Origin of the sequence: Saccharicrinis sp. GN24d3 (assembly GCF_052400645.1) — a bacterium.
GTDB lineage: Bacteria > Bacteroidota > Bacteroidia > Bacteroidales > Marinilabiliaceae > Saccharicrinis.
Genome location: NZ_JBQTGI010000007.1, coordinates 63,767 through 76,411 on the forward strand (window position 1 = coordinate 63,767; position 12,645 = coordinate 76,411).

The following is a 12,645-nucleotide window of genomic DNA, read 5'->3' on the forward strand; positions in this document are numbered from 1 at the left end:
TTAAATATTTTGTTTGATCAATTCTTCAAAACGCTCATTGGATGGAGCAGGAGCAAAGGCATCGATAAAGTTTCCTTGTTTGTCGATAATCATAAAACGCGGAACTCCAAACAGTTCATACTTCGCAAAATTCGTTCGGTTACAAATATACTGCTTCGATTTTTTTTCGTGTTTCGCCAAATACTTCTTCCAGGGTTTATCACTTGAATCTATACTGATGGAGATAAACTCAACCGCTTCGTTCCCATATCTTTTCGCTAATTTTTCGAAATAAGGGGATTCAGCAATACATGGCCCGCACCAGGTTGCCCACACATCAATTACCACCAATTTTCCTTTTAAGCTGGCTAATGGTGTAGCCTTACCATCTTCAGTATTAAAAGCTAATTCAGGCGCAGGCATACCTGGCATAAGGGCATCATATTTGCTAAATGCCTTGCTAATAATTTCTTTGTATTCCGGCAATAGTACTTCTTCCTCTACTTTTTTCTTTTCTTCCAATACTTCTTCAATAGGACCTTTTGACGAAAGTGTCATATTTAGTTTAAAGGTACTAATAAAGTCTTTGATAGCCTGATCTACATTTTCTTCACCCAATTCCTCAACACAAACATCACAAATACTTCTGTAGGTATCTACGTTTAGATAATCTGCATCTCCGCCAAGCTTCAGGTATTTTTTTACGGTTGGTTTAAAATAAGCATTTGCACTATCTGAAAAACTTTTAATTTGATCCTGAGGTATTTTCAAATAATACGTAGCATAATTAGAATAGGAGAAATATGAATTTGCAGCGTCAAACTGAATACGCCCGTATTCCATTTTTTTGAATTGTTCGCTCACGCCCGACAAGGTATCTAATTTTTGTAAAGCCTCTGAAATTTTCACTTCCAGCAACTCCTTTACTTTTGGAAAATCGGTATCGGGTTCAAAAAACTCCCTGCCAATATAAGATCCTCCCTTAGGAAACGGTTTTGCTCTTAAATACATACAGGCAAGCGCACCATCACCTTTAAAACTTCCGGCATTGGGATCATTCATATCACAAAACACTTCTAATTCATCACCAGGTGTTAGGTAAAGGGTATTTCTTCCTAATCTAAAGTAGGCAGGTGCATCCAATTCAAAAGTAATGTCAAACTTATTCTGTGCATCCGGGGTTATAGTCTCACCTTCTCTTAAAATATATCCTTCAGGGGTTTGCTTGCCCATAGATAATTCTGTACCAAAATTTTTGAGTTCCCCATAAAGGTGAACTGTTTTTGGTAATGGTTTTTGGCAGGATATAAACCCTATTGTTACACAAAATGTTATTAAAATACTCTTCATTATCTTATTTTTTATGGTTTTATTCTTCATTTATCATATCGCGAAATCCTCAACCAAACCTATCATCTTTCTACTTTCCCATCAGTTTTTCCACTTCCTCATAAAAACCTTCTAATTCACCTACCGAGCGCATTAGTATTTTTCCGTTTCTGTCGAGCAATATTTTGGTGGGGTAACCTTGTACGTTGTACTTGGCAACGTAATCCTGGTCGTCTTCGCCCACCATTATATTTGGCCAGTCAACGCCTTTTTTATCCATCATTTTTTTCACAACCTCGGCATTTCTGTCTTTCGCTAACCCAACAATCTGAAGTCTGTCTTTATATTCGTCCCTAAACTTTTTCATTTCGGGCATGCCGGCCACACAGGGGCCACACCAGGTTCCCCAAAAATCCACAATTACAAATTTACCTCGTAATGATTCTAAGTTGAAATTGGAATTATCCAATAAGTTGATCCCTTTAATTTCAGGAGCCATCATTCCTACACCCGTTTCTTTAAAACCCTTCACTCTGGCAGAAACCTTTTTATAATAAGTTAGGTCGATGTACTTGTTATCGACTTTGTCCATTAACTCGGCTACTTTTTCAATTTCAATCTGAGAACGGATAATCATATCTTCCATTAACCAAAGACCTGCCACTGTGGAAGCATTACTTTCCAGAAAATCTTTCTTTTTTTGAAGAACCTCATCAAATAGTTTCTCTGCTTTTTTGTTATTGACTTCCTTCTGCGCTTCAGTTAGCGTTGAATCTACAGCATTGCTTACGCTATAATTAGCCATTTCATTCATTAATGGATAAATCCACTTATTCATATCGGTCAATACTTCGTTTTCTTTATCCCCGTATGGATACGCATCACAAAAATCGCTTGCCTGTCCTTTTATTTTTATATTCGCTCCGGGGTAGGCAATATACTGGAGCAATGCCGACTTTGCAGGAATAATACCCCTTCCAACTTTCTTTGTTAAGGCATCCGACCTAAAGGAAACCGTCACCACTTGTGTTTCTTTTATTTCTGCCTCATAATTGAATTTACCATTCTCAAAAGGGATTTTTTCAAACCGATATCCTCTTTCTGCATTAGCATCTTCAACATAAATATATCCGGTATCTACATCTAAACCTTTTATTTCGCCAGATATTTTGTAGGATTGCGCTTTGATATTGCAAAGCGATAACAGCGTAAAACTTAATGCAATTGCTAGTGTTTTAATCTTCATTTTTTTAGTTTTAATTGAAGCTTAGGTACGATTGCATCGTAGCTTAACTTCATGGTATAAAATAGTATTTTATCCTATATAGTCTTTGCAAGAAAACTCTTTAAAATATGAAATACTCCTACTATTCACCCCTAACCTCCCGAATCAAGTTCGGGACAGGCTCTAAAGGGGAATTGGTTCACACTTAGCGAGTTGGAGGTTCTCCCTTTAGGGAGTCAGAGGGTGTGCGTAAGGGAAAAGTTAAGTTTTCTTGCAGGCACTATATAACACGAAAAATTTGTTCGGCAGCCATTGGTAAATATCTCCTATTTGCAACATATACCCCCATCCCTCCGCTTGCTGCGGAGTACTTCCCCCGGTCTCAAAACCAGGGGAAGAACCAGATACACTCTTTGAGAGAAACAGTTTTATTTGAAAAACCATTTTTTACACCGTGTAAATCAGCTCTTCCCTTGACCCCAAGGTCGGGGGAAGTACCATGTCAAAGACATGGGAATAGAGGCTACTTTTGCAACCTCCTCTATTAACCTACAGATTATCATTAATCAGTGCATACAATTCTTCAGAACCTGGATGTGGAGCTTCTCGACGAATGATATTGCCATCCGCTCCAATTAATATGTAACGAGGAATCCCCTGAACCATCAAATCTTTTTTGAAGGTGTTGTTATTGATGGAGGTATTTAACTGTATTCCAGGGTACATGTTGTTCTTGTTTTCTTTTACCTTCTTCTTCCATAAGGCTACATTTTCATCCACAGAAACAAGTACAAACTCTATGTTCTTTCCTTTATATTTTTCTCGTAGCTTATTGAATTTAGGAATTCCCTTGATACAAGGCGCACACCAGGTAGCCCAACAATCCATCATGAGCATTTTTCCTTTAAAATCAGACAATGAAACTTCTTTGCCGTTAATATCTGTCAGTGTAAATTGCGGGGCAGGTTTACCATCGGCATAAGCATTTTCCCCAGCCTTGAAGTCTTCAAATCGTTTTATAACTGCGGCATCTTTTATTTTTTTATAGATCTCGCTCTCTAAATATGTCCTAATTTCACTATCATTTGCCCTCATATAGCTAATGACAAGACCATTAGTAATATCATCTTTTATCAATACAGGAAAGCTGCAAGTATCTAAATAAGCAATCTCTGCCTTAAAATATTCCATTGACTCTCGCTGGTATTTAGATAATACAGAATGCATTTCATTATAATAGCCTTCTCTTATATACATGGCATAACGCGAGCTCTTATGATACAAGTCGAAATCGTTCTGGGGTATTTCATCTTTAAAATAAGCCTTAAACTTTGCAGGAACTTTCCAGTCTTTATCCGGATTAAACCTCTTTACATTTCTTTCGTAAAGTTTGAACTTAAAATTGTAATTCAATAATAACTCAACATTATAAACCTCAAGGAAAGCTTCTCGTATCTCTTTATTATCAACGTATTTTTTAACAATGGCTCTTTCTTTCTCCATCAATTCCAACTGATAAGCTTCGAACTCTGTCGGATTTTTTTTATCAACTTTTGGAAGATAAACCTCTTTGTATGCAACCCTGTCATATTGATATGAAGGTGCATTAACCTTTAACTCATAAAGCAGTTGTGTTTCTTCTACATTTTCGCCGGTAATAGAAACAGCCTTTTTATCTCTGCCTTTAATTTTATTAACATCAATATCTAAAACCAGATTGGTTCCCTGTTTTAAGTAGACAGCTAATGATTCTTCGTTTCCAAAGGAAAGGGTGTATGTTCCCTCGGCGATGGAATCATGTTGAAAAGCAAAATTACCATTGCCATCTAAATCTAACTGGGTATTAATTCCGTTTACCCAAAAGCCGATTGGCTTATCAAATCCTGATACATGACCTTGTATTTTGGCACTCACATAGCCTGTTTCTTCTGTCTTAGTTTTTCCGCATGAAATACTAACTAACAGTATAGCTGATGCGATTATATGACGTAATTTCATTTATTTATATTTTAATTTAGTTATTACTACTGACCTGGAAATATTTCTGTAGGATAATTCAGGCTCCTTTTGTCGCCAGCCCCATACCTTTAATAGCCATACAACTCTTCCATTTTTTTATCTAAATCTTCCCCACGTAACTGGCGGGCCAGAATAGTCCCGTTTTCATCCAATAAAAAGGTGGTAGGTAAGAAAGGAACACCATACATTTTTGCTACTTCTCCGTATGGGCTTTTACCTTTTCCTTCCGCATCAGGATCACCATCGAACACATGGTTCCAAACTGTTTCGTCTTTGATAATGGCTTTTTTCCATTTTGCACCCACATCAGCGGTACCAACGGCCACTACTTCAAAACCATCTTTATGGTATTTGGCATACACTTCTTTTAAGTGAGGGAATGAAGCCCGGCATGGACCACACCAACTTGCCCAGAAATCAAGAAAGATATATTTGCCCTTCACTTTTGATAAAGTCAACGTACCTCCATCAACAGTTGGAAGGGTAAAATCAGGAGCAGTAGCACCTTCTCCTAATTTTTCAAATATCTCTTCGTACGTTTTTGCAAAATAGCGGTACATAGCTGTGTTTTTAGCTTCTCCTTGAAATAAGGGATAGATCTCCTTCATTTCTTCTTTGGTCATACGTCCTTCGCTAAACTGAAAGCTTAATACATAAGGAGCAAGTACCGAAGTAGGATTTTGCTTAACGTAATCGATCTTTATCTTTTTTCTTTCGGCATAACGCTCGTCACTTAATCCCTGATATTTAGCAAAACGCTTTTTGTATTTCTCAATTAAAGCTTCATCTTTAGAGTCATAGGCCTTCATCATCTCTGTTCGTAATTCGCTTAATATGCTGTACTTCTCCTGATTAAACAGACTGTCTTCTATTGCATCCTGCACCGCCAGCAAATCATTAAGCTTAGAACCGCTCACTTTCATCTCCACTTCTCCGTGTCCTCTTTCGTTTGTCATAGCCGTGACATCAAGTGTCATCGCACAGTTCTCTAAAATAAAGTACGAGTAGTGTTCTTTTCCAAACTGGATACTTACCTGATCGGCTTGCTCTACCTTTCCTTTAAATTCAAATGCTCCATCAATTATCTGAACACTATCAATATAGTTGATGGGCTGGCTACGGTCTGTATAGTTTTGCTCGTATAGTTTTACCCAGCCTTGTTCAACACCGGTTACGGTACCCGTTATGGTGTAACCATCATATTTTGGTTGGGAGCAGCTTATAATGGTCAGTATTGCCAGAACTGCTACTGTAAATAAAATTGCTTTTTTCATTGGTATCTATTTTTTATTAATAACCCGGGGTACTACTCGGAGTCGCACTCCGAGGGTATAACCGCGTGCTCGTTATAGGGACAGACGTACAGCTTTGCCTTAGGGAAAGGTTCTGACTTACAGCTTGCTTATAGAGAACCGTTCCTGGTTATTATGGCAACACGATGTATTTATACCCATCACCCTCTGAGAAGTATAGCTTGCTATGGTGTTTTTTTAGCCAAGTCGACCACTCATCAGCTGTTGTAAAAGATTCCCTGGTATAACGAGTTAAGATGCGTTGAGCCATTTCAGCATCTCCCTTTTTTTGCCACATTTCTACTGCTTTATCCAATATTTTGATATCACTATTGGCAATACCTAAAACTTTGGCATCTTCATCTACAGCAACGTTATATCTGTTTCCTATCGCATAAAAATAATCCATGTTTTGCTTGTAGTAATTCTCATAAGCAGCCCAGTCCTCACCAAACTTGTCTTTTCTTTCTTGTGGCTCATGACGGATACTCCATGCACGGGTTTCTTTTCTGTCGGGCATTTGAAGCATCATTTCTTCCATCTCGGTTAATGTTTCCCCTGCATCTTTTTTGGCCTGAAACTTCTTTTTCTGCTCTCTTTGTTTTTTAGCCCCTTCTTCGATATAAGCCAGCCAACGCGATGAACCTTCGTCAGACAATGTCCACTGCTGCTCTCTAATATAAGGGCGAAGCATGGTGCCTTTAATTTTACGGGTTATTTGCTTAGCTCCCTTGAAAGGCGCTATATAATGAATCGCATTAACAAAAGCCATTTTAGCACTCTCGGTCATATATTCCGGCGCAGCTACAAATCCCCAGTGCAAAAAGTTGGCATGGCGACCAATAGCGGTTGCTTCTATCCCTTTATCGCAGGTTCCGCTTGAAATCCACTCTGCATCCATTCCATTGTCAAATCCATATCCCGCTGAAACAAGACCAACCGGAAATCCTTTTTCGTCACGATAACCTTCGGTTTGGATACGCCACATTGGCATAGTCTCTTTCAGGTTTCTGCCTCCATAACGAACATGATAATTGCCGGTTAGCTTAACGTCTTCGTAAGAAATATCGACCTTGAATGGTTCGTTAAATATTGGATGTTCCAGCTTCATACTATGAGCATGCGCATCCAGGCATAAACATAAATGGTCAATTTTTAACTGTCGCCCCTCTCCTGTAAAAGCGGATGGTTCTCCAATCATAAGTGTAGCAGCATCGTATTCTTCTGACAAATATTTTCTTGTTTCGTACCCGGTTATCTCACCAGTTTCGGGATTTTTGATATATCCTCCTGACAGCACTGGCAAATAATCATCGATTATAGTAACATCATATTCCGCCGACATTTGTTCTTTAAAATCTTCAGAGTAAACAACTTTTACGGTATTGAAATATTGCTTTAGTAAAGTTTCAAAATCGGCTGAACGTTTTTGTTGCAATTCCAATACACGTTCTTTATGTTGTGAGTACATCGAATCGCGTTTTGACAAACCTTTTTCAGGATTAACGCCAACATAAAGGATATTCAAATCAGATTTTTCCACTTCCTTTTCCTGAACTACACAGGAGCTAACCCAGAAAACTACTGCTAGAAGTGACGAAATAAATATTAGATGTCGCATAATTATTTTTTAAAGGTTCAGATTTCTAGTTTTTCGAATAGTTCAACGAGTTTAGGATCGGACGGGCGCGGTGCACTTGGTTGAACAATTTTACCATCGGGGTCAATTAGAATAAATTGTGGTATTCCTTTAATTTGATATTTCTGTACAAATTCCGAGTTCCAATCCTTATCCGCAATTAACTGAACGCCACCCAATTCTTTTTCCTTAACAAATTTTTCCCACTTTTCAGTATCTTCAACTTTATCAACAGATAAGCTTATAAACTCTATGTTTTTATCATGGTATTTTTTCTCTACTTCTTTTAAGAAAGGGATTTCAGCTTTGCAGGGGCCACACCAGGTTGCCCATACATCGATATAAACATATTTGCCACGGAAATCACTTAATGAATTTGTACTTCCATCAATGTTTTTATAATCGACAAATTCAGGCGATGGTTGACCAGCTTGAGTGGCCATTAAGTCTTTGTATTGGATGGTGACAGCATCCTGGTACACTTTATTTGAGACATTCGCCATAAAGAAATTGTAATAATTCTGTAAATCGGGGGTTCGGGGAATAGCAAATTTGGCGTACATGATAAATAATTCATCCTTTATATTTTTATCGCTAACCAGTTCGGCAATTCGTTCAAGCTGTTTTACCGGGTCGGCTTCCCAAACATTATCCACTACTTTTGAGTATTGATAATTATAATATCTCCTCAACATAAATTGGTAAGTGATTGAACGCTGAAATTCACTGTAGTCCTGCATATTTACCCCGGATAAAACATCAAGAAAATCGGAAGATAATTCGGGAGCGTCGTTGCCTAAATTCCTCTTGTACATTTCAGCATATGAAATATAAGACATCAGTTTATCGTATTGAATATCCTTTTTTTGATCAGCAACAAAGGCTTCAGGTAATCCTTCACTTGAATTCAACAGATCCATTTTTTCATTAAAATACCTTTCTTGTTTTTGCTTGAAGATAGCTTCATTGTTGCCACGACTTTCGCGGTATTCGTTGTCAATTCGATCAGCAATTTTTGCTTTCTTAAATAGGTAGGTATTTACACCAGCTCCGTCTCCCGAGAAAACACTGGTGTTCTTGATATCATCATCATCGGCGGTAATTTTTAAATGTTGACCGGGCTGAATCAGGAATCCGACCCAGTCTCGATCCTTCCCTAAGGAAAACTCTCGAGGTCCATTAATAAACACCGTATCCACAAATACTCCAGCATCATTTATTTTTAAACTACGATTAATCGAAGGTACTGTGTCCATACTAATACTGGTGAATTTTGAACTCAGTTTAACTTCGCTATCGCCAACACTTTTTATTGTCCCTGATATGATGGCATAATTTGCAGGTTGCTTTTCTGTACAGGCAAAAAACAACAAACTAATAGGTAAGTAAAATGACAATAACTTTTTAAATGAAGTATTCATGATTAAGCTTTATAGAGTTAGTACGATTTCTTTCTTTTTAGGCGGAAAGCAAATGTCGGCATTACAGCATTGGTAATACAACCAACATTTTATGGTGGTTCCCTTTGTTACGTTGGCATCCACTTTTACCTTATGCTTAAAGGTATTTTGATCTTTATAAATCATAATCTTATCCTTGCCGGGATATGGTGCCGGAGATGATTTATCCCAACTACCCACCAACTTAACTCCTTTGGGCAATTCAATACCTTGTTCTGTTTTAATGTAGGCTTCCCCGGCTGGAACGAAGGCGTAAATATGATAGCCTTCCATAATTTTGGTTTTTATCACCACTTGCTTTTCACCTTCTCTTTCACCCTCTACCAAAATGGCTCCAACACTAACCGGCTCGGCATGTGTTGGTTCATCAAGCTTTAATTCGTTTTTGCTTTCTTTAGTCTTGGCAACCAGCTCATCATCCTTTCGAGGTTTAACATCAGGGTTGGCATCAGGATCGTTAATTAACCATACAAAGCCACCCGATTGAGTAAAGAACATCTCGCTTTTATACTTGTTAAACCAGGCTCTCCATTCATTGGCTGTTGCAAAATCTTCGATGGTATAACGCCACAATAAGCGTTTGGCCTTTTCAATATCTTTACCTTCTTCCAGCAAGGAGATCGCTGCATCTAATATTTTAATGTCATCATTGGCAATGCCCAAACTCTTCGCATCTTCATCTACTTGCAGATCGTAAAAACCATCTGGCTGAGAATAAAAGTAGGGACGATTTTCTTTGAGGAAGTTTACGATTTTTACGGTATCTAAACCAGTTTCTTTACTCCAACTGTTTCTGCCAATGTTCTTTTGAAGATATTGTTCACGGGTTAAAATGGGTTGAGGTCTAAACCCAAGCATCATTTTTTCCTCTTCATTTAACTCATCACCTTTAGCTTGTTTTTCCTTTATTTCGTTCGACCTCTTTGTCATGTCGGCATTCCAACTTTTGTAGAACTTTACGCTTTCCTGATAACTCTTCTCTGTAGTATAAAACTGAAGTTCATCGGCATACACCTTTGTGGCAATACGCTCGTTATATTTTTTCGCTATAAATTTATCGTCCTTGTGTTTATAGGTGTAAACTATGGCGTTGGCAAATACCTGTTTGGCTTCATCAGTCATATAGTCGGGTGAACCGGCAAAGCCCCACAGAAAATGATTCCCATGTCGACCAATGGCCACAGCTGTTTTCTGCTTGTCGCAAACGCCGCTTGAAATTACTTCGGCATCAGGTGAATCTTCAAAACCCCAGCCACGTGATACCATCCCAATGCGATATCCTTTTTCATCGTGATAACCTTCGGTATTGACTTCCCACATGGGTATTTCGGCAGGCATATCACCTCCATCCCAGGATTTCAATATAGGTTTTGGTGTTGGACGGTTTTCTATGGTAGGATTAACCTCAAAAGGCCCTTTGAAAATTTCATGATTTAATTTTGTATGGTGAGCATGTCTATCCAGGCATAGGCAATACCAATCGAGTTTAGAGCCCAGGGTTGATCCCAGATTACGGGCAGGATGTCCAATAAATAAAGAAGCATGATGGTAATCGTCGGGCAAATAAATGGCTGGTTCCATGCTTAAAAACGCACCCGTTTCAGGGTCGGTATGAATTACCCGCTCTTTAATCGGTTTTACATTCTCATCAAAAATGGTAACATCGTATTTGGCCGATAAATCGGCTGTATATTCTCTGCAATCAATACTATCTACGGTATTAAAATACTGCTTTAAATAACTCATAAAGGCAGGCATACGCGTTTTGTACTCTTTGGCAAAACGTTCTTGCGATGTCCAGCTTGTAGGCGCTTTTTCGGGCATGGGTTTACCTGGATGATACCCCACATATAATACACTGATTGACGAAGGATCAAATTCAGGTTTCTGCTGGCACGAAAATATAAGCGCAACAAGGGCTAGAGCTATAAAAAAACTTTTAAGCATGGTATTATAATGTTTTGAATAAGAATCAGTTTTATAAGAAGACTATATGCCTTGATAAGAGAGATAGAAGATTAATCACCAACATCTTTAATGCCAATCTTTAAGAGAAACCTTTCACCCCCATCACCACGCCTGAGGTGTGGTACTTCCCCCTCCGGCAAGTTTGCGGGAAGGGGAAGAATTAAAAAAGTAAGTAATCTATATTTTCTTTTGAGATAGTCTCATAAGTTACAAAATTACTAATAAGTGTTTTGCTCTAATTCTCCTTCCGAGATAATAATCTCACTATCCGGAAGGGGACGTGCAAATTTTCGGGATTTCTTTTCGAGAATCTGTGTCTGAACACCTTTAGATACCTCAATCACTGTGGAAGCTACAGGATAAAATTCTCTTTTCATTTCCACATCGTCTGCTGCATAATCGTTATTGTTATATCTTCTTACATCGAACAAACGTTGTGTAAAAGGTATTTCTCTTCTTCGTTCCTCAAGAATTTTGGTGATTGCCTCATCCTGTGATGCAGCTGACAAGTTAATTACATCTGCCGACGCAGTATTATCCATCCGTTTGGCACGCAAGATATTTGCTGTATTGATTCCATCCTGATATTGTCCCAGACGAGCCTGACACTCCGCTTTGACTAACAACATTTCAGCTGTAGTAGGTCCACTTGGTATTTTATCAAAGAAGAAAATATAAGCAGGATGGCTAATAGTACAGCCTCTATCATAAGAATAACCTTCCACCATGTGGTATACATATCTTAAATCATTGGTTTGATCATAAATAGCCAACAATTCTTCCGATGGAAAATAGTTCCAATATCCATTATTTAAAAATCGGAAATAGTACATCTCTTTCCAGGCCATTCTTATATCTGTAGCGCCCTGTCCTTCATAAGTATACGGATACATCAATCTATATGGATTTCCATCGCCATCTTTTACTTCTATAATCTGATCGGTATAGGACATTTCTGTGTTATAATCCACCAATTCGCTGTGATCGTCCAATGCTGACTGAGCATATGTTAAAGCCTTAGTATAATCACCCATGGTCAGGTACACTCTTGCTGCAAAGGCATTTATTGCAGGAGTACTGGCTCTCCAGGTACGATACTTTCCATCTATAAATTCTAATTCACGGTCCAACTTTAAGGCTTCCTCTAGATCTGAAACAATAAAATCCCAGGTTTCCTGCAAACTTACCCTCGCACTTGATTCCTCAAAGCTGGTTGATTTCTTAAGGGTTAACCCAAGTTCATCCATATTTTCGGTAGCATATGGTAAACAATAGGTATTCACCATTTGGTAATAACTATAAGCTCTTATAAAGTGCGCTTCTGCTTTAAGGGCCATTTTGTCTTCTTCAGGCCCTGTTACATCGCCAAGGTTGTCTAATACCAGGTTGGCCTTATATATCTTCTCCCATTCTGCAGGATAATAAGGTCGATCTTCAAGCACAGCTAAGTTCTCCACATCCCACGTAGCATATTGGGCTACCGTAACATCATATACAGCAGGATTATTATCATATAATGATACCAATAAACCAAAATCATCACTGCCAAAAATTACATCAGTATTTCCTTCCTGGTAGAATTCGTTATAACTGTTCAGCAAAAAATCCAGGTGCTCTGTAGTGGAAACTTGTATAGATGTTGATTTACTCGGTGGCTCGCTTAAAAAATCATCACAAGCAGAGAGCACCAACAACATTATTAAAATTAATAAATTATATTTTTTCATCGTAAAA

8 protein-coding genes are annotated in these 12,645 nt (G+C 38.3%); all 8 read right to left on the reverse strand.

All coding sequences use genetic code 11. From position 1 onward, the window contains the following. The gene (locus ACT29I_RS09855) at window positions 1-1,329 is read right to left on the reverse strand and encodes a TlpA family protein disulfide reductase (protein WP_444793330.1); all 1,329 of its coding nucleotides are present in this window, start codon (window positions 1,327-1,329) and stop codon (window positions 1-3) included. A 70-nt stretch (window positions 1,330-1,399) separates the two neighbouring features. After that, a complete protein-coding gene (locus ACT29I_RS09860) occupies window positions 1,400-2,554 on the reverse strand; it encodes a redoxin family protein (RefSeq protein ID WP_430935480.1) in 1,155 nt (384 codons plus the stop codon). A gap of 528 nt (window positions 2,555-3,082) precedes the next feature. Next, the gene (locus ACT29I_RS09865) at window positions 3,083-4,531 is read right to left on the reverse strand and encodes a TlpA family protein disulfide reductase (RefSeq protein WP_444793331.1); all 1,449 of its coding nucleotides are present in this window, start codon (window positions 4,529-4,531) and stop codon (window positions 3,083-3,085) included. Window positions 4,532-4,620: 89 nt separating this feature from the next. Next, a complete protein-coding gene (locus ACT29I_RS09870; protein WP_444793332.1) occupies window positions 4,621-5,826 on the reverse strand; it encodes a redoxin family protein in 1,206 nt (401 codons plus the stop codon). 151 nt (window positions 5,827-5,977) lie between these two features. Continuing rightward, window positions 5,978-7,465: a hypothetical protein gene (locus tag ACT29I_RS09875; RefSeq protein ID WP_444793333.1), complete on the reverse strand. Its 1,488-nt coding sequence runs from the start codon at window positions 7,463-7,465 to the stop codon at window positions 5,978-5,980. A gap of 17 nt (window positions 7,466-7,482) precedes the next feature. Beyond that, window positions 7,483-8,904: a TlpA family protein disulfide reductase gene (locus ACT29I_RS09880; protein ID WP_444793334.1), complete on the reverse strand. Its 1,422-nt coding sequence runs from the start codon at window positions 8,902-8,904 to the stop codon at window positions 7,483-7,485. A gap of 9 nt (window positions 8,905-8,913) precedes the next feature. Then, on the reverse strand, window positions 8,914-10,890 hold the full coding sequence (locus tag ACT29I_RS09885; protein ID WP_444793335.1) for a protein-disulfide reductase DsbD domain-containing protein: 1,977 nt from the start codon (window positions 10,888-10,890) through the stop codon (window positions 8,914-8,916). Window positions 10,891-11,129: 239 nt separating this feature from the next. Next, window positions 11,130-12,638, reverse strand: coding sequence for a RagB/SusD family nutrient uptake outer membrane protein (locus tag ACT29I_RS09890; RefSeq protein ID WP_444793336.1), 1,509 nt, complete (start codon window positions 12,636-12,638; stop codon window positions 11,130-11,132). Window positions 12,639-12,645: the final 7 nt, after the last annotated feature.